The 18,755-nt window shown below is 59.6% G+C and carries 17 protein-coding genes, 1 tRNA gene and 1 pseudogene; 13 read left to right on the forward strand and 6 right to left on the reverse strand.

The features are described from left to right. Window positions 1-39: 39 nt before the first annotated feature. Window positions 40-981, forward strand: coding sequence for a folate-binding protein YgfZ (locus tag AD666_RS20535; RefSeq protein WP_053155916.1), 942 nt, complete (start codon window positions 40-42; stop codon window positions 979-981). Window positions 982-1,016: 35 nt separating this feature from the next. Next, window positions 1,017-1,838 carry an HDOD domain-containing protein gene (locus AD666_RS20540; RefSeq protein ID WP_053155918.1) on the forward strand — a complete coding sequence of 274 codons (822 nt, stop codon included), beginning with the start codon at window positions 1,017-1,019 and terminating at the stop codon, window positions 1,836-1,838. A gap of 70 nt (window positions 1,839-1,908) precedes the next feature. Here AD666_RS20540 and AD666_RS20545 read toward each other — a convergent pair whose 3' ends face one another. Together AD666_RS20545 and AD666_RS20550 are read right to left on the reverse strand one after the other, a co-directional pair. Beyond that, window positions 1,909-3,300 (reverse strand): sensor histidine kinase, encoded by a 1,392-nt coding sequence (locus AD666_RS20545; protein ID WP_053155921.1) that lies wholly within the window; start codon window positions 3,298-3,300, stop codon window positions 1,909-1,911. Then, window positions 3,293-3,964 carry a response regulator gene (locus tag AD666_RS20550; RefSeq protein WP_053155924.1) on the reverse strand — a complete coding sequence of 224 codons (672 nt, stop codon included), beginning with the start codon at window positions 3,962-3,964 and terminating at the stop codon, window positions 3,293-3,295. The genes AD666_RS20545 and AD666_RS20550 overlap by 8 nt, the downstream gene beginning before the upstream one ends. A 410-nt stretch (window positions 3,965-4,374) precedes the next feature. On the opposite strand from AD666_RS20550, the gene AD666_RS20555 reads away from it, so the two are divergent. The 4 genes from AD666_RS20555 to AD666_RS20570 are packed head-to-tail and all read left to right on the forward strand — an operon-like array spanning window position 4,375 to window position 8,435. Beyond that, on the forward strand, window positions 4,375-5,367 hold the full coding sequence (locus tag AD666_RS20555) for a tripartite tricarboxylate transporter substrate binding protein (RefSeq protein ID WP_053155928.1): 993 nt from the start codon (window positions 4,375-4,377) through the stop codon (window positions 5,365-5,367). A 57-nt stretch (window positions 5,368-5,424) separates the two neighbouring features. After that, window positions 5,425-5,886, forward strand: a complete 462-nt coding sequence (locus AD666_RS20560) for a tripartite tricarboxylate transporter TctB family protein (protein WP_053155931.1) — start codon at window positions 5,425-5,427, stop codon at window positions 5,884-5,886. A 1-nt stretch (window position 5,887) separates the two neighbouring features. Next, on the forward strand, window positions 5,888-7,402 hold the full coding sequence (locus AD666_RS20565; RefSeq protein ID WP_053155934.1) for a tripartite tricarboxylate transporter permease: 1,515 nt from the start codon (window positions 5,888-5,890) through the stop codon (window positions 7,400-7,402). Then, entirely contained in the window at window positions 7,395-8,435 is a 1,041-nt protein-coding gene (locus tag AD666_RS20570) for an AbrB family transcriptional regulator (protein WP_053155937.1), read from the forward strand. The genes AD666_RS20565 and AD666_RS20570 overlap by 8 nt, the downstream gene beginning before the upstream one ends. Window positions 8,436-8,544: 109 nt before the next feature. On the opposite strand, the gene ung is transcribed toward AD666_RS20570, so the two are convergent. Then, complete coding sequence (gene ung, locus AD666_RS20575; RefSeq protein WP_172679660.1) at window positions 8,545-9,240, reverse strand: uracil-DNA glycosylase; 696 nt, start codon at window positions 9,238-9,240, stop codon at window positions 8,545-8,547. 140 nt (window positions 9,241-9,380) lie between these two features. Between ung and AD666_RS20580 the strand changes: the two genes are divergently transcribed. Further along, window positions 9,381-10,493 carry an enoyl-CoA hydratase/isomerase family protein gene (locus tag AD666_RS20580; RefSeq protein WP_053155940.1) on the forward strand — a complete coding sequence of 371 codons (1,113 nt, stop codon included), beginning with the start codon at window positions 9,381-9,383 and terminating at the stop codon, window positions 10,491-10,493. Window positions 10,494-10,593: 100 nt separating this feature from the next. Here the strand turns inward: AD666_RS20580 and AD666_RS26225 are convergent, their stop codons facing one another. After that, complete coding sequence (locus AD666_RS26225; RefSeq protein WP_082339876.1) at window positions 10,594-10,980, reverse strand: hypothetical protein; 387 nt, start codon at window positions 10,978-10,980, stop codon at window positions 10,594-10,596. A 321-nt stretch (window positions 10,981-11,301) separates the two neighbouring features. On the opposite strand from AD666_RS26225, the pseudogene AD666_RS20590 reads away from it, so the two are divergent. From AD666_RS20590 to AD666_RS20610, 5 genes and pseudogenes are all read left to right on the forward strand, one after another. Beyond that, window positions 11,302-11,958: pseudogene (locus AD666_RS20590) on the forward strand (GGDEF domain-containing protein); the annotation flags it as partial. Continuing rightward, a complete protein-coding gene (locus AD666_RS20595; RefSeq protein WP_053155949.1) occupies window positions 11,951-12,169 on the forward strand; it encodes a cysteine-rich CWC family protein in 219 nt (72 codons plus the stop codon). The pseudogene AD666_RS20590 and the gene AD666_RS20595, both read left to right, overlap by 8 nt. Before the next feature lie 36 nt (window positions 12,170-12,205). Continuing rightward, window positions 12,206-12,898, forward strand: coding sequence for a pseudouridine synthase (locus AD666_RS20600; RefSeq protein ID WP_053155952.1), 693 nt, complete (start codon window positions 12,206-12,208; stop codon window positions 12,896-12,898). A gap of 311 nt (window positions 12,899-13,209) precedes the next feature. Beyond that, window positions 13,210-14,094 (forward strand): alpha/beta fold hydrolase, encoded by an 885-nt coding sequence (locus AD666_RS20605; protein WP_053155955.1) that lies wholly within the window; start codon window positions 13,210-13,212, stop codon window positions 14,092-14,094. Between the two features lie 156 nt (window positions 14,095-14,250). After that, window positions 14,251-14,324: transfer RNA gene (locus tag AD666_RS20610), tRNA-Gly, on the forward strand. A gap of 571 nt (window positions 14,325-14,895) precedes the next feature. Here AD666_RS20610 and AD666_RS20615 read toward each other — a convergent pair. Further along, window positions 14,896-15,120 (reverse strand): hypothetical protein, encoded by a 225-nt coding sequence (locus tag AD666_RS20615; RefSeq protein ID WP_053155958.1) that lies wholly within the window; start codon window positions 15,118-15,120, stop codon window positions 14,896-14,898. A gap of 378 nt (window positions 15,121-15,498) precedes the next feature. Between AD666_RS20615 and AD666_RS20620 the strand changes: the two genes are divergently transcribed. Beyond that, entirely contained in the window at window positions 15,499-15,864 is a 366-nt protein-coding gene (locus AD666_RS20620) for a DUF6124 family protein (protein ID WP_053155960.1), read from the forward strand. A 170-nt stretch (window positions 15,865-16,034) separates the two neighbouring features. On the opposite strand, the gene AD666_RS20625 is transcribed toward AD666_RS20620, so the two are convergent. Beyond that, on the reverse strand, window positions 16,035-18,755 hold a 2,721-nt coding region (locus AD666_RS20625; RefSeq protein ID WP_053155963.1), incomplete at its 5' end, for a calcium-binding protein.

The following is an 18,755-nucleotide window of genomic DNA, read 5'->3' on the forward strand; positions in this document are numbered from 1 at the left end:
TTATGATGTCCGTCAGACTTTTTTATCCTGCGATGACTCATGGCTGATTCCGCTTTTTTCTGCACCCTGTCCCACGAAGGCGTTCTCGCGGTTCGCGGCGTGGACGCCAGTAAATTCCTGCAGGGCCAGTTGACCTGCAATCTCAATTACCTGAGCGACGAGCGGGCCAGCCTCGGCGCCCGCTGCACCCAGAAAGGCCGGATGCAATCGAGCTTCCGCATCGTACTTCAAGGCGACGGCGCCCTGATGGCGATGGCCGCCGAACTGCTCGAGCCGCAGTTGACGGACCTGAAGAAGTACGCAGTGTTTTCCAAAGCCAGGCTCACCGACGAAAGCGCTGCCTGGGTTCGCTTCGGTCTGGAGAATGCCGACACGGCGCTCGCCGGATTGGGCCTTGACCTACCGGCCGATGTCGACAGCGTGGCCCGGCATGAATCCCTGATCGCCATTCGCGTCTCCCCCGGTCGCGCCGAGCTGTGGGTTTGCGCCGAACAAGCCGATACACTCAAAGCCCGGCTGCGCGGGGAACTGGCCGAGGCCGACCTGAACCCTTGGCTGTTGGGCCAGATCCGCGCGGGCATTGGCCAGGTCATGCCTGCCACTCGCGAACTGTTTATCCCCCAGATGCTCAACCTGCAAGCCGTCGGCGGCGTAAGCTTCAAGAAAGGCTGCTACACCGGACAGGAAATCGTTGCCCGGATGCAGTACCTGGGCAAACTCAAGCGACGCCTGTATCGACTGCAACTGGACGCCAGCGAATTGCCGGAACCCGGCACCCCATTGTTCTCTCCGCTGCATGGCAGCTCCATCGGCGAGGTGGTCATGGCCGCACGAGCCGAGCGAAACATTGAACTGCTGGCGGTGTTACAGGCCGAAGCAGCAGAAGAAGGCGATGTACACCTTGGCGCGTTGGAAGGCCCTGCGCTGCAGTTGCTGGACCTGCCTTACGAACTGGACCGCGACCGCGAGATCCAGCGCTGATCGCAGCATTTGTCGCAACACCCTAGAGAACCTAAATGAGCGATTTGGCGGATAAGGTCCTGCGGGATTTGGTGGAGGCCATCGATAACGATGACCTGGTTCTGCCGACATTACCGGAAGTGGCCCTGCAAATTCGCCGGGCCGCGGAAGACCCGGAGATCAGCGTCAGCGACCTGAGCAAGGTGATCGGCCGTGACACGGCGCTTTCGGCGCGCTTGATAAAAGTGGTCAACAGCCCGCTGCTGCGCGCCACCCAGGAAGTCACTGACCTGCACACCGCCATCACCCGGCTGGGCGTCAATTACAGCAGTAATCTGGCCATTGGCCTGGTCATGGAGCAGATCTTCCATGCCCGCTCCGAGGTGGTGGAACAGAAAATGCGCGAAGTCTGGCGCAAAAGCCTGGAGATCGCCGGCATCAGTTACGCGCTGTGCCGTGGCTATACACAACTCAAGCCCGATCAGGCTGCATTGGGCGGCCTGGTGCACCAGATCGGCGTGCTGCCGATCCTGACATATGCCGAAGACCACAATGAATTGCTGTCGGACCCGGTCAGCCTCAGCCATGTCATCGACACGATCCACCCGATCCTGGGAGACAAACTGCTCAGCGTCTGGGAGTTCCCGGAAAGGCTGGTGAAGCTACCAGGCCTTTACCTGGATTTCACACGGGAGTCGAGGCATCTTGACTATGTCGACCTGGTACAGGTCGCCGCCCTGTACTGCTACAAGGACACCGATCATCCTCTCGGCAGGATTGACGTGTTCAGGGTACCGGCCTTCAAGAAACTCGGCATCGACCCGGACAACAAGAACCGCTGCGCCGACATTGAAGAAGCGCGGTCGATGTTTTACTGAAGAGCATCGCGGGTAAGCTCCCACAGGTATCGATATCTGCGGCAGCAAGGCTTGCCCGCGATAGCGACTGTCAGTCTGAACCGGGAATAAAACTGACCCGCACTTTCAATCCGCGCTCCTGCCCGTCATGGAGGCTGATTTGTGCCAGATGGGCACGGCAGATTTCACCCACGATCGCCAATCCCAGGCCGGAACCGGCGACTTGCTGGTTGCGTCGATAAAAGCGCTCGAAGACGCGATCACGCTCATGTAAAGGAATGCCCGGCCCGTCGTCCTCGACCTCCAGCACTGCCGGCGCGGTAACCCGCAGGATCACGTTGCCCCCCGACGGCGTATGGGCCAGGGCGTTGTCCACCAGGTTGCTCAACAGCTCGTTCAACAAGGTCGGCTCACCTCGCAGCCAAACCGGTTCATCGGCTTCCAGCGCCAAGGCCACGCCCCGGGCATGAGCCAGCGGCGCCATGGCCATGCCCAGCTCTCGGGCCAACTGACTGAGGTCCAGCAATTGCGCACCGCCTTCGGCGATGGCCCGCGCACCGTTCTCCACCCGCGCCAGAGATAACAACTGATTGGCCAGGTGGGTCAATCGGTCGGTACCCTGGGCAGCGGTTTCCAGGGTTTGCCTCCAGGTCGCCGGCTCGCTGGCGCGCAAACCCAACTCAAGCCGCGCCTTGAGCGCCGCCAGCGGCGTGCGTAGTTCGTGAGCGGCATCGGCGATGAACTGCGCCTGACGCTCGAATTGCCCACGCAGGCGTTCGGTGAAATGGTTGAGCGCACGCACCAGCGGCCATAACTCGTGCTGCACCTCCACCAGCGGCAAAGGTCGCAAGTCGTCCGGCTGGCGCTCTTCCACTGCCGTTCGCAAACGCTCCAGCGGGCGCAACGCGGCGCTGACCGCAAACCACACCAACAGCAATGCCCCCACGGCCAGCATGCCCAGACGCAACAATGTATCGGCCATCAAGCTGCGGGCCATCCTGACGCGCGCCTCCTCGGTTTCCGCTACGCGGACTTCCGCCATGCCGTTCATGTTCGGCTCGCTCACCGCTTTGAGCAAGCTCACCACGCGCACGCTCTGGCCCTGGTAGCGGGCGTTATAGAAGCGTGCCAGCGCGGGGTAATCGTCGGTGCGGGGCGTACCGGGCGGCGGGCCGGGAAGATTTTCGTAACCGGAAATCAGCTTCTGATGGATGTCATTGACCTGATAGTAAATCCGCCCGGCGCTGTCGTAGGCGAAGGTGTCCAGGGCCACGTAAGGCACATCCGCGCTGAGACTGCCATCGCGCTGGGACAGGCCGGCGGCGATCGTCCTGGCCGAGGCCAGCAGGGTCCGGTCATAAGCGGTATCGGCGGCCTCGCGGCCATTCCAGTAGGCACTCAGGCCGCTGGCAAGCATCAGCACCACCAGTAGCAGTGCCAGGTTGCGCAGCAGCCGCCAGCGCAGGCTGTCGGGCCTATGCATCGCGGTTTTCCAGCAGGTAGCCCAGCCCCCTGAAAGTCACGATCGCCACGGCATGCCCGTCGAGCTTCTTGCGCAGGCGGTGAACATAGATTTCGATGGCGTCGGGGCTGGCTTCTTCATCGAGGCCGAACACCTGGGCCGCCAGTTGCTCTTTGCTCATCACCCGCCCTGGCCGGGCGATCAGCGCCTCCAGCACGGCTTGCTCGCGGGAGGTCAGTGTCAGCAGTTCGTCGTCGAGGGTGAAGCGGCGGGTGTCGAGGTCGTAGATCAACGCTCCGCAACGCTGCTGGCGTTCACCACCCAGCACGCTGCGGCGCAGCAAGGCCTTCACCCGAGCTTCGAGTTCGCTGAGCTCGAAAGGCTTGGCCAGATAATCGTCGGCACCGAGGTTCAGGCCATGAACCCGGTCCTTCACGTCACTGCGGGCGGTCAGCATCAGGACCGGCAATGTCTTGCCCCGGGCCCGCAAACGCGCCAGCACTTCAAAGCCATCCATGCGTGGCAGCCCCACGTCCAGGATTGCCACGGCGTACTCCTCGCTGCTCAACGCCAGATCGGCAGCGACCCCGTCGTGCAGCACATCCACGGTCAGACCGGTGCTCTTGAGCGCCTGGGCAACGCTTTCGGCGAGCTGCAGATGATCTTCGACGAGCAGAACACGCATGGGTTTTTCCTCGATTCAGGGACGGCCGGCGCCATTCACTGGCGCGGAGTTTACAGCCGCATCCGGCGCTGTGAAGCCAAAAAACACCTTGAAAGCTTTTGAAAGGTTAGCGAAAGGTTGGGCCGATAAAGTCTTGCAAGGACGGTTTCCGACTGTCTGTCGCGCCACACGACGCGAACGAAAAACGCCCCGAAGCGTTTTCGCCCCCATAAGAACAATAAAGCGGAGTATTCACCATGCTCTCCATGCAGCTCCAGGCCCAGATGCCTTCCCGCTCCTGCCGATCTTGCCGGCGAGCGCACCTTGCACATACCACATTCATGACGTCGAGCCGCCACGCATTGCGAGGCTGAGCGGCCCCATGCGCCCGATTTGCTACACACACAACAACAACTCCTCTGGAGACAATAATGAGCCCATCACTGCGTAAAATTGCCATGGCCGCCGGTTGCCTGGTGTTCGCCGGACAATTGCTTGCCGCTGATCCATCCAAAGAGCCCAAGCGCCCTGAATGCATCGCCCCGGCCTCCCCTGGCGGTGGCTTCGACCTGACGTGCAAGCTGGCGCAAAGCGCCCTGGTCAACGAGAAGCTGCTGACCAAGCCGATGCGCGTCACCTACATGCCGGGCGGTGTTGGCGCGGTGGCCTACAACGCAGTGGTCGCCCAGCGCCCCGCCGATGCCGGCACGCTGGTGGCCTGGTCCAGTGGTTCGCTGTTGAACCTGGCCCAAGGCAAGTTCGGCCGTTTCGATGAAAGCGCGGTGCGCTGGCTGGCCGCCGTCGGTACGAGCTATGGCGCCATCGCAGTGAAGAGCGATTCGCCCTACAAGACCCTCGATGACTTGGTCCAGGCCCTGAAGAAAGACCCCGGTTCAGTCGTGATCGGTTCCGGCGGCACCGTAGGCAGCCAGGACTGGATGCAAACCGCCCTGATTGCCAAGGCCGCCGGCATCAACCCTCGCGACCTGCGCTACGTGGCCCTCGAAGGCGGCGGTGAAATCGCTACCGCCCTGCTGGGCGGTCACATTCAGGTCGGCAGTACGGACATCTCCGACTCCATGCCGCACATCCAGAGCGGCGACATGCGTCTGCTGGCGGTGTTCGCCGAGAAGCGCATCGATGAGCCGGAGATGAAAGACATCCCCACCGCCCGCGAGCAAGGCTACGACATCGTCTGGCCGGTAGTACGCGGTTTCTACCTGGGGCCAAAGGTCAGTGACGAAGACTACGCCTGGTGGAAAGAGTCCTTCGACAAACTGTTGGCCTCCGAAGACTTCGCCAAGCTGCGCGACCAGCGCGAACTGTTCCCGTTTGCCATGACCGGTCCGGAGCTGGACACCTACGTGAAGAAGCAAGTGGCTGATTACAAGGTACTGGCCAAAGAGTTCGGCCTGATCCAGTAACCGTCTCTGTTCTCGCGGCGGCGCCGGCTTTACAGCCGCGTCGCTCTGGAGTTTGTCATGCTCACCATCCAACGCATTTTTGCTTCGGTGCTGCTATTGGCCTGTATAGGCCTGGCGCTGATGGCCTGGCCATATCAGGCACCTTTTTCCTATGAACCTGTCGGCCCGCGGGCCTTCCCACTCCTGATCCTGGGCCTGATGGGCCTGGCGCTGCTGTACATGTTGTTGCGCCCCACGCCCATCGTGCACAGCGAAGACGAACCGCAACTGGATCGCGCAACGCTGCAGAAAATTGCCATCTGCGTGGGGCTGCTACTGGTATTCGCCGGCACCTTCGAACCTCTGGGCTTCATCCTTGCCAGCACGCTCATCGGCGTGCCGATGGCCCGCCTGTATGGCGGTCGCTGGTTGCCAAGCGTGTTCGTCAGCGCGCTGATGGCCATTGGTCTTTACCTGCTGTTCGACAAAGTGATGGATGTGCCACTGCCCCTCGGCCTGCTCGATATCCTGGAGAATTGATATGGATACCCTAAGTTACCTTGGCCAGGGTTTCGGCGTTGCACTGAGCCCGTACAACCTAGTCACCGCGTTGTGCGGCACGCTGATCGGCACCGTCGTCGGCTTGCTGCCGGGCCTGGGACCGATCAACGGAGTCGCGTTGCTGATCCCGATCGCTTTCGCCCTGGGTCTGCCGCCGGAATCGGCGCTGATCCTGCTGGCGGCGGTTTACCTGGGCTGCGAATACGGCGGACGCATCAGTTCGATCCTGCTCAACATCCCGGGCGAAGCCTCCACCGTCATGACTGCCCTTGACGGCTATCCCATGGCCCGTCAGGGTCTGGCCGGGGTGGCACTGTCGCTGTCGGCCTGGAGTTCGTTCATCGGCGCATTCATCGCCACCTGCGGCATGGTGCTCTTCGCCCCGATACTCGCCAAATGGGCGGTTGCGTTCGGTCCGGCGGAATATTTCGGATTGATGGTGTTCGCCATTGTCTGCCTTGGCGGCATGGCCGGGGAGCGACCGCTCAAGACCTTCATCGCGGCCTTGATCGGATTGTTCCTGTCCGCCGTGGGCATCGACGCCAACAGTGGCGTGTATCGTTTTACTGGTGACAACGTCCATCTGGCCGACGGCATTCAGTTTGTCGTGCTGGTGCTGGGCCTGTTTTCCGTCAGCGAGATTCTGTTGCTGCTGGAAAAAACCCACCGCGGACAGGAAGCGGTCAAAGCCACCGGTCGGATGATGTTCAACTTCAAGGAAGCGGCGTCAGTCTTCGCCGTAAACCTTCGTTGCGGCGTGCTGGGGTTCTTCATGGGCGTATTGCCGGGCGCCGGTGCGACCCTAGCCAGTGCCGTGGCCTACATGACTGAAAAACGCATTGCCGGTGCGAGTGGCAAATTCGGTCAAGGCGACAAACGTGGCCTGGCAGCCCCGGAGACAGCCATCGGCGGCGAAGCCTGCGGTGCGCTGGTGCCGATGCTGACACTCGGGGTTCCCGGTTCTGGCACCACAGCGGTGATGATCGGTGCGTTGTCGCTGTACAACATCACCCCGGGGCCGCTGCTGTTCCAGCAACAGCCGGACATCGTCTGGGGTCTGATCGCGTCGTTGTTCATCGCCAATATCATGCTGGTGATCCTTAACATTCCGATGATCCGTGTCTTCACCCGTATCCTGTCGGTACCGAACTGGGCGCTGGTGCCCTTCATCGCCATCATTACCGGGATCGGTGTCTTCGCCGTACACGCCACCACGTTCGACCTGTTCCTGATGGTCGGCATCGGCATCTTCGGCTACATCCTGCGCAAGCTGGACTTCCCGCTGTCGCCGATCCTGCTGGGCTTCATCCTGGGAGGCCTGATGGAGCAAAACCTGCGTCGCGCACTGTCCATCTCCAACGGTGCCCTGGACATCCTCTGGTCGAGTCCGATCACCCTGGGTTGCTGGGCGTTGACGGCGATCATGCTGGTCCTGCCATTGCTACGGATCTGGCGTCGGCGTAGCGCTCAACGACGTGCATTGGCCAATGTCTGAAAAAACCTTCAAACATTGGTGGGGAACACCGCTGGTCGGCCTGGCCGGCGGTTACCTGGCCAGCCTGATCGGCTGGCCTTTGCCGTGGATGGTCGGCTCGTTGCTGGCGATCATCCTGGTGCGTTGCCTGACCCCATGGCAATTGGCGGAAATCCCCGGCGGCCGCAAATGCGGCCAATGGGTGGTAGGCATCGGTATTGGCCTGCACTTCACGCCCGTGGTGATGGAACAGGTCCTGAGTCATTTCGGGCTGATTTTCTTCGGCGCGCTGATCACCAGCGTGTCCAGCGTGGTGAGTGTCTGGCTGATGCGCCGCACCGGCGAGGATCGCGCCACCGCTTTTTTCTCCAGCATGCCGGGCGGTTCCGGTGAAATGGTCAATCTCGGCTCGCGCAATGGCGCAGACCTGAGCCGCGTCGCCGCGGGCCAGAGCCTGCGCGTACTGGTGGTGGTGCTGTGTGTGCCGGCGGCGTTCAAGTACCTGTTGGGCGAAGGCGCCCCGCTGCAACACGCCACCACCGTGGACTGGCTGTGGCTGGCCGCGTTGTTTCCCGCCGGCGCCCTGCTCGCCTGGATCTGGGAGCGCCTGCGTCAACCCAACCCGTGGTTGTTCGGGCCTTTGCTGGTGAGTGCGGTGGCAAGTATCGCCTGGGACCTGCACATCAGCCTGCCCAATGGCGGCAGCCAGATCGGCCAATGGCTGATCGGCAGTGGCCTGGGCTGCCACTTCAACCGCCAATTCTTTCGTCGGGCGCCCTCGTTCATGGGGCGAACCTTGATCGGCACGGTGTTGACGATGCTGATCGCCACCCTGGCGGCCCTGGGCCTGAGCACGTTGACCCATCTGGATCTGCGCTCGTTGACACTGGGCATGATGCCCGGTGGCATCGCGGAGATGAGCCTGACGGCAGAGACGCTGCAATTGTCGGTGCCACTGGTGACGGCACTGCAGGTGATGCGGCTGTTGTTCGTGCTGTTCCTGGCGGAGCCGTTGTTCAGGTATTGGATCCGCAGGCCGGGTTCTGACCTTTAGACCACATTGTTTTTCATCGCGAGCAGGCTCGCTCCCACAATGGATTTGCAGCATACGCAGATCGGTGTGGGAGCGAGCCTGCTCGCGATGGGGCCCTCAAAAACATCCGCTAAACCGGCGGCAATCGCCAATCGATCGGCGCCTCGCCGTGCTGTTCGAGAAACTTGTTGGCACGGCTGAAATGCCCGCATCCCAGGAAACCACGATAAGCCGACAACGGCGACGGGTGGACCGACGTCAATACCAGATGCTTGGTTGTATCGATCAGTTTCTGTTTGCTCTGAGCATGGGCTCCCCATAACAGGAACACCAGATTCGGCTGATGTTCGCTGACCACCTCGATGACCCTGTCGGTAAAATGTTGCCAGCCCTTGCCCGCATGGGAATTGGCGTTGGCGCGCTCCACGGTCATGGTGGTGTTGAGCAGCAATACGCCCTGGTCGGCCCAGCTTTGCAGGTAACCGTGGTTGGGGATGTCGATATTCAGGTCGCGTTTGAGCTCCTTGAAAATGTTCACCAGCGACGGCGGCGCCGGCACGCCTGGTTGTACCGAAAAGCACAGACCATGTGCCTGGCCTGGGCCATGATACGGATCCTGGCCCAGGATCACGACCTTGACCTTGTCCAGGGGTGTCGAATTGAGCGCATTGAAAATCAGGGACGCCGGTGGATAAATCTGCTTGCCGGCCGCGTATTCCTGGCGCAGGAATTCGCGCAACTGAGCCATGTAGGGTTGGTCGAACTCGGCGCGCAGTGCCTGCTTCCAGCTCGGCTCGAGTTTGATACGGTCGTCAGCAGTCATGATTGCACCCTGTAAAAACAATGGGCGCACCCTAGGAAAGCTCACGAGGCTTGTCAATTGATCCGACAGGGCTTTGGTGTCCGACCCGGCATTTTCCTGAGTAGCAGTCATACTGACTATTCAATTTTCTGATCGAGGTCACGATGAATCTGCACTTCGAAGAACTCATCGGCATCGACGGTGCCCGTATCGGCATCGCCACCCTGGATGCCGAAAAATCCTTGAACGCCCTGTCCCTTCCCATGATCAACGCGCTGCGTGATCGCCTCGATGCGTGGGCCCGAGAGCCACAAGTCGTCTGTGTGTTGTTGCGTGGCAAAGGCACCAAAGCGTTCTGCGCCGGCGGTGAAGTCCGCAGCCTGGTGGAAGCCTGCCGTGCCCATCCCGGCGAAGTGCCAACGTTGGCGGCACAGTTTTTCGCCGCGGAATACCGTCTGGACTTCAATCTTCATACCTACCCCAAGCCATTGATGTGCTGGGGTCACGGCTATGTACTCGGCGGCGGCATGGGTTTGCTGCAAGGTGCAAGCACGCGAATCGTCACGCCCAGCAGCCGCCTGGCGATGCCGGAAATCAGCATCGGCTTGTATCCGGACGTCGGCGCCAGCTGGTTCCTGTCCCGCCTGCCGGGCAAGTTGGGCCTGTTTCTTGGCCTGACCGGCGCTCATATGAATGCTCGAGACGCCATCGACCTGGGCCTGGCCGACCGTTTCCTGCTGGACAACCAACAGGACGATCTGATCGAAGGGCTGCTTCAGCTCAACTGGCAGGAAAAGACCGACATGCAGCTCAACAGCCTGCTCAAGGCGTTGCAGCAAGAGGCGCTCGATCAACGGCCTGAAGCCCAATGGCTACCGCGCCGGCAGCAAATCGACGAATGGCTGGATGTCAGCGATATACGTTGCGCCTGGAAAGCCCTCAGTCTGCTGGTCGAACATCAAGACCCGTTGATTGCCCGGGCAGCCAGGACCATGACTGAAGGATCGCCCTTGACCGCTCATCTGGTATGGGAACAGATCGAACGGGCCCGGCATCTTTCGCTGGCCGGCGTGTTCCGCATGGAATACACGATGAGCCTCAACTGCTGTCGACATCCCGAATTCAGCGAAGGCGTGCGGGCCCGGCTGATCGACAAGGATCACAAGCCACGCTGGCACTGGCCGGACATCAATTCCGTACCTGAGGCGGCGGTGCAAGCGCACTTTTACAAGGCCTGGGAGGGCCGGCATCCGCTGGCGGATCTGCCCAATGAGTAAAAGCACTGGATGAAACCTGTGGGGGCGAGCCTGCTCTCACAGGTTTGGTTGCACGCACAAAAAAGCGGCGCTCAATGCGCCGCTTTCAACTGTCTGAAGATCAGCGGTGACTGCCCCGTCCATCATGATCGCCCCGTCCCCGATGATCATGCCTGCCACGCCGGTTATCATCCCAACCGCCTCGGTCACGGCCGTCCCAGCCGCCCCGATGCGGGTAGGACCGATAGGCTGCCCGCGGTGGAGAATAGTAGCGAGGGCCGTGTTGGTAGTAGCGCGGAGGCGAGTAGTAGCGTGGAGCCGGTTGGTAATAGCGTGGTGCGTAATAGCCACGCGGAGCCGAACGGTAATAACTGCCGCCGCCGTAATAGACCGGCGCCGGTGAGGTGTAGACTTCGGAACGGTAATAGCTCGTGTCTCCGTCGTAGTAAGGCACGCAGGCCGAAAGAGTCAAACCGAAAAACGCAGTAAGCAGCAGTCGTCGATACATGGCGGCCTCCTGGACCGCGGATGGGCCACATCAGCGACGCTGATGGGCGGCAGTCATTTGTGGGTGACTGACGCATAGTCAGACAGCCAAAACGGCATCTGGTGCGTTTTAGCAATAAGTCGAAACATGTAGCGTTTTGCCCATTCGCCTCCTCGCTGCGGCGACAAATCCCGTCGCCATTTGCCACGAGCCACTAAACTGATTGCATCCATCGCCGTTCAGGGAATTGCCATGTCGCCTCGTTCGCCGTTGTATTCCCAACGTAAACCGCTTCTGATGCTGACGGCCCTGCTGAGTGTGGGTTTCCTGGTGGTTTCATTGCTGGGCTATTACCTCACCCCTACCTCGGTGCGGGACAATCTACTCAAGGTGCTGTATCTGAACCTCCTGATTGGCCTGTTGATCACGGTGACGGTGATGGCAGTCCTGTATCGAATGCTCAACGGCTTTCAGCTACGCATCGACGCCCAGGCCACGCTTGACAGCCTGACCGAACTGCCCAACCGCCGAGGCTTCGATCTGCTGGCTGTGCAGGCACTCCACGAAGCACAGCGCGAACCCAGGCCCTTGACGGCGCTGCTATTGGAACTGGACGATTTCAAACGACTGGACGCCGTTCACGGTCACATGGTCTGCGACCAGCTGTTGAACGGGTTTGCCCGCGACCTGTCCGACACCCTTCGGCATTCAGACATCGTCTGTCGCTGGAGCACCGAAGCCTTTGTCGTACTGCTCAAAGACACTGACGGACAGACCGGTCTGAAGATCGCCGAGAAAATTCGCCAACACATCGAAAACCAGCGCTATTACTGCAGCGGAAAACAGCTATGTGTGACCGTTAGCATCGGCGCTACCACACTGCAGGACGAAGACACCTTGCACAACCTGCTGTCCCGAGCCGATCATGCGTTGCAACGCGCCCGACAGACCGGAAGCAACCGGACCTGCATGGAAATGCCCCACTCCAGCTATGAATAAACCTGATCTCTGCCCAGCCTGCGGCGCCCCCAATGACTGCTCCCTGGCTAACCCGGTAACAGCCGACCGGGCCTGTTGGTGCTATGGGGTGAACATCGACCCGACCGTGCTCGAAGCCTTGCCAGCCGAGCTGCGCGACAAATCCTGCCTGTGCCCGCGATGCGCCCGGGTGGACGACCAATTGCGCGCCGATGCCCGACCGATCGCGTAAGATGCACGCCCTCCGCTTTCTTGTCTGAACTGCCCCATGCGCGTTGACCGTTTCCTCAGCAACCTGCCGCGTTTCAATCGCCAACAGGCCCGGCTGTTGCTGGTGGAACGTCGGGTGCGGATCGACGGCCAGGTGGTCAGCGACCCTCTTGCTCAGGTCCGAGCGTTCAGCCGTGTCGAGGTCGACGACCAACTGCTGCAGGCAGGCCGACCGGCGCGCTATTACATGCTGCACAAACCTGCCGGCTGTGTCAGCGCCACCCGTGACCCGCAGCACCCGACCGTGCTCGACTGGCTGCACGAACCGGACAAGGACGAGCTGCACATCGCCGGACGTCTGGACTTCAATACCACGGGGCTGATGCTGATCACCAATGACGGCAACTGGTCGCGACGCCTGACCCAACCCCAGACCAAATTGCCAAAGGTCTACTACGTCGAGACCGAGCAAACCATCACCGCCGAATACGCGGTTACCTTCACCCGCGGCCTGTACTTCGCCTTCGAAGACCTCACGACCCAGCCGGCGGAGCTGACGGTGCTGGGGCCCAATTCGGCGCGGCTGAGCATCGTTGAAGGGCGTTACCATCAGGTCAAGCGCATGTTCGGCCACTTCGATAACAAGGTGTTGCGCCTGCACCGGGAACGCATGGGCCCTTTGGTGCTGGATGCCGATCTCGAGCCCGGCCAATACCGCGCGTTGAGTCCCGAGGAAATCCGCTCGATCTGATCGATGACCGCTTGGCAGAAAGTGTCGAACAATTTCCAGAAGACCACTTGCGCAACGGCAATACCCCTGCTTGAATCAAGCCGTCGGCCGAAATGTGACCGATGAGTCACCCCATACCTCTAAGAAACTTTTTGTCGGTCCGAACCCTTTGGTTCCGCCTTGCCCACCGACAATCTGCCCGCCTATAACAACACCCGTCGACCGGCTTCCGTGGATCGACATGGGCCTTGATCATTCAGGCGTATGCCTACCTGTCACATTGCCCGTGCAATCTCATTGCGCGCATACCCGCTTGCCAGGAGTTCTATGACATGAGGCCAGAAATCGCTGTGCTGGATATACAAGGTCAGTATCGGGTTTACACGGAGTTCTATCGCGCAGACGCCGCGCAGAAGACCATTATCCTGGTCAACGGCTCGCTGGCCACCACTGCGTCGTTCGCGCAGACCGTCAAAAACCTCTACCCACAATTCAACGTGGTGCTGTACGACCAGCCCTACGCGGGCAAGTCCAAACCCCACAACCGGCACGAGAAAATGCTGACAAAGGAGGATGAAGGCCAGATCCTGCTGGAACTGATCGACCATTTCGCCGCCGAGCATGTGCTGTCGTTTTCCTGGGGAGGTACGGCCGCCCTGAGTGCCTTGGCTCAACGCCCACGGCGCATCGAAAAAGCCGTGATCAGCTCGTTCTCCCCGGTGCTCAACACCCCAATGCGCGACTACCTGGAACGTGGTGTCGACTACCTGAGCAACCTGGATCGCGACCGGGTCGGACACTTGGTCAACAACACCATCGGCAAGCATCTGCCGCCGTTGTTCAAGCGCTTCAACTATCGTCACGTCAGCAGCCTGGCCGAACACGAATATGGGCAGATGCACTTCCACATCAGCGAAGTGCTTCACAGCGACTTGCGGTGCTACGTCAGCGCGGCGAAGAAAATCAACGTGCCGGTGCTGTTCCTCAACGGCGAATGGGACGAATACACCACCCCCGCCGACGCCAGGCTTTTCGCCGACCACGTGCAAGACAGCTCTTTCAGCACGGTGCAGGCAACCGGACACTTCCTGGACATGGAACACAAGGCCGCCTGCCGCGACAGCCGCAACGCCCTATTGGATTTCCTCCAGCCCACCCGCCACGAGAGCCGGCCACGCTATAGCTACGTGCAGGATTACCATGCACTGGCAATCTGAAGGCGAGTCCTCGCGAGCAAGCCCCGCGCCTATGTGCAGGGGCTTGCCCGCGAACGACCGCTCTGGCTTGTGCGCTGGCAGGACGGATGGACTCGTCGCAGGTAAAGAAAAACTTCAAATCCGCGCCTACATCTGGTACAAAGTCAGCCGCCCAGAGCGGGTGTCGTATAATGGCATTACTCCAGCTTCCCAAGCTGATAACGAGGGTTCGATTCCCTTCACCCGCTCCATATCGACCAAAACGATGATTCACCTTCCTCGACGCCATCGAGAAGGGTGCTCTTCTGCATACCGACTCTCTAAACGACTCCGTATACAGCCAGCGTGTCATACAGCAGTTCCCCCTCAAATGCCCCATAAGCCGTAACACTGCTCGATCAGTTATGGACGGGAATTGCCGAGCTACAGCTGGAGGTAGCAGTCAGGGAACGCACAGTGACAAGGTTGTTTCGGAACCTTCGACAGCATGAAAACGCTATCGGAGCGACAGGGAATCAAACATGCTTTGCAACAAAAACGACGACGGCGAATAGAGCCAGAGCGAACGCTGCCCCGATGCTGAACGGCAACAGTGTCACGCGGAAACTGTTCGGGGCCGGGCGGCTCATTTCCTCTGCTAAAGCCTCTACCTCGCGATGTAGCTGTTCGATGTTTGCTTGGTTACTTCGATGTGTGGACACGTCTTTTTCTCCTCCGAGGTCGCGGGCCCCGCTGAGTCGGTGAGCCCTTTCCAGCAATGTGAGTGTGTGATAGCAAACCCCAAGAAGGGGTGGACATCGGCGCATTGTGGCGAACCTGCTCTCAGACTCTGATCCAAACACTCGCAATGGCGACAAACGCGGTCACCACCCCTGCCCCTACTGCGTATGGGTACCAGAAGGCTTCATGCTTCAGCTTCGTTTCTTCCGCCGTGAGCTTACGCGCCTCAGCCAACAATTTTCGGGTTTCGACGAGGAGTTTGTCGAGCTCTAAATTGTCGCGGTCGTTCAGTGAGTTATGTGCGAAAGAACTCACCAACTTCCCCATTGACGATTCATTAAGTAAACATCTTGGAACTGGATGTTTAAAAACACTCGTTATTACTTCCAATCACCTACGAAACCTTGTGCCAATGCCTACGGCTGAGCCAGAATCCGCTGGCTTGTACGGCTATGGGGCGGGCTATATCGTTTTTCCTGTCACTGGAAAACAGTGATCGGGTTTGGTAGCCCGTCTGTAATAGCCGTATGGCACTCTCTATGCTGTCTCTTTTTTTGGGGCTCAGCGATATATGGTGGTCATGCGTGGGGCTCCTTTGCGAGCGCCGGGTTCCTATTGCAGCCGGTCTACCAACCCGCGTATGGCCGCCACCCTCGTTTGGTAGCGAAAGTGATGGCCCCTTCGTTCTGCAATAGGAGTTCATCCATGTTCAAAGTTACGCCCAACCCTCCAGATACCAATCCGATCCCCTATGACGCAACGCTTGACGTGCTGAATATAAAAACAGCGCAAGACCGCGCGATCGACCTCTACCTCAATCCTGCGGCATCCAGGACGGCTACACCGTCGCGCAAACCTGGCAGCATTTTTGTCGTCGATCCCAGGGTGGATAATGAAACGCTGCTCGTCGAGGCCTGTGATTCGCTATCGTCGGCCAGCGACATGGTGCGGGATATCGCAGCGTCCGTGGATGATTCACAACGCAGAGCAGTGCTAGTGCTGCAACAGGTGATCATGTTGAGCGAGCTCGCGGTGAATCGAGTGCTGGATACACAGCGCGTTCCGCGGTAGTTGTCCAGGCAGCGAAGCAAGGCGCTGCCCCACTCCAAAGCGCTTATGCCCGGCTCAAGCAATACCGGGCAAAAGCGACACATTCAGGAAGCAATCATAAAAGCGTGATCGCCTTGGAACGTTTCCTCCGGTGACTCATATCAAGCGGCAAGAGACACCGGCTCAGCTGTTCAGGTGAACAAATCCACGTTGCCTCCCCCTACGCCCGACAGATTGATCAGCTGCATATCAGCTGTCTGGATCTGTTCGATAGTGTTGTGACCTGCATACCACCCCTCAAGACGCACACCCTCCTGTGGTGTCTGCCCTGGAGCGAAGCTTGATCGGTGCAGATAGAGGTCGTCACCGATGCGGTCGGCCAACAGTTCAGAGCTGCTGATATATGACAAAACCAATTTGTCGCCACTGCTGATGCCGTCGTCCTGAATCGTCACTAACCCTGGCGTGTCGATGGTGTAAATATCGGCACCCTCACCACCGTTAGCAAAACCGCCGGCCTGCAATATCAGTCTGTCATCACCCTGGCCTCCTGACAGCGAAAAGCCCATGCCTGTACCGGTCAACAGGTCGTTGCCTTCCCCACCGTCAGCCATGCCATGTGTCACAGTGATAACGTCACCTCCGGCCTCACCGTAAGCTTGAGTACCCTCATCGCTGGCAGCCGTGACGATGGTGTCGTTACCGTTGCCGCCATACATAATGTCTGCCTGCGGCCCGTTGGCCGAGCTATCGACTTTGAAAGGTCCGATCGACGACGTCAGCCCGCCATAGAGGTAATCATTGCCATCCCCGCCGTCGATGACGTCGTTGCCCAATCCCCCCTCCAGGTAATTGACACCCGCATCTCCAACCAGGACATCGTTGAAGTGACTGCCCAACACGTGTTCGATGTTGAGCAATACATCTCCTTCGGCATCGCCACCTTGATTGATTTGAGTCTGCAAGTTGATCGAGACCCCTGTTGTGCTTGTAATGTAAAAAGCACTGTCCAGACCTACGCGACCATCGATTACGTCTGCGCCTGCTCCACCGATAAAGATGTCCTTCAGACCAGAGCCTGATAGCGTGTCGTTAAAATTGCTGCCCTGAAAAAACTCTATGTTGGCGTAGGTGTGGCCAGCAGCCTCCCCTGTGTTAGCCCCGCTGGTCAGGTCGATCGTCACCGCGCTGCCAGCCTGTTCATAAGTGACTAAATCCAGGCCACCCACGCCGTCCACCCGCATGGAGGAACTACCGCCATAGAAGATATCGTTAAAATTCGATCCTCTGATCACCTCAATATCGGTGTAGGTATCACCTGCTGCGATCCCGGAATGCACGCCCGTCTTGAGGTTAATGGCCATTGCTTCTTTGCTGTCGAGATAGCCCGCTACGTCGGTGCCAGCACCGCCGAAGAACTGATCCGCTCCCGCGCCACCGTATAGGGTGTCGTTACCCGAACCGCCAGTAATGATGTTGTCGCCGTCGTTGCCGTAACCGATGAAGGCGCCAGTACCGACGTAGGTCAGGCGCTCGACGTTGGCTGCCAGGATGGTGCCGCTGGCATTGATCACCGACACACGGACTTCATCGTCGCCGCCACCGGCCTGTTCGATGATAGTGGGGGTGTACCCCATGGCGACGTTGTAGATATCGTCACCAGCCCCCCCTTCCAGCCGTACCCCTGTGGCTATGGTGTACGGGCCTGCGGAGAGCACGTCGTTGAAGGTAGAACCTATGACGGTTTCGATACCCGTTAAAATCGTGCCTTCAGCGTCTCCGCCCGTTCCTGCGGTTCCGGTCCCCAGGCGGATATTAACGTTTACTCCGGCAGTCGAGCCTGAGTAGTCGACCGTGTCGACCCCGGCACCGCCGTCGAAATCCATACCATTACCATCGCCAATGAACATGTCGTTGAAGTTCGAGCCCCTGATCACCTCGATGTCGGTGTAGGTATCACCTGTCGCGATCCCGGAATAAACGCCCGTCTTGAGATTGATGGTCACAGCTTCCTTGCTGTCGGTATAACCCGCTATGTCATAGCCGGCACCGCCGATGAACTGATCCGCTCCCGCGCCACCGTATAGGGTGTCGTTACCCGAACCGCCGGTAATGACGTTGTCGCTGTCGTTGCCGTAACCGATGAAGGCGCCAGTGCCGACGTAGGTCAGGCGCTCGACGTTGGCTGCCAGGATGGTGCCGCTGGCATTGATCACCGACACACGGGCTTCATCGTTACCGCCACCGGCCTGTTCGATAATGGTGGGGGTCTGCCCCATATTGATGTTGTAGATATCGTCGCCTGCGCCACCTTCCAGTCGTATTCCCGTGGCCGTGGTATACGGACCTGCGGAAAGCACGTCGTTGAAGGCAGAGCCTATGACCGTTTCGATATTCGCCAACGTGCTGCCTTCGGCCTCTCCACCCGTTCCTGCAGTTCCCGTCCCGGTACGGATATTGATGTTTACCCCGGCTGTCGAACCCGAGTAGTCGACCGTATCGACACCGGCACCGCCGTCGAAATCAATACCGCCACCATCGCCAACGAACGTGTCGTTGAAGTTCGACCCCCTGATCGCCTCGATGTCGGTGTAGGTATCACCTGCCGCGATCCCGGTATGCACACCGGTCTTGAGGTTGATGGTCACAGCTTCCTTGCTGTCGGTATAACCCGCTATGTCATAGCCGGCACCGCCGATGAACTGATCCGCTCCCGCGCCACCGTATAGGGTGTCGTTACCCGAACCGCCGGTAATGACGTTGTCGCTGTCGTTGCCGTAACCGATGAAGGCGCCAGTGCCGACGTAGGTCAGGCGCTCGACGTTGGCTGCCAGGATGGTGCCGCTGGCATTGATCACCGACACGCGGACTTCATCGTTACCGCCACCGGCCTGTTCGATGATGGTGGGGGT

It is taken from the genome of Pseudomonas sp. Pf153 (assembly GCF_001269775.1).
Taxonomy (GTDB): domain Bacteria; phylum Pseudomonadota; class Gammaproteobacteria; order Pseudomonadales; family Pseudomonadaceae; genus Aquipseudomonas; species Aquipseudomonas uvaldensis.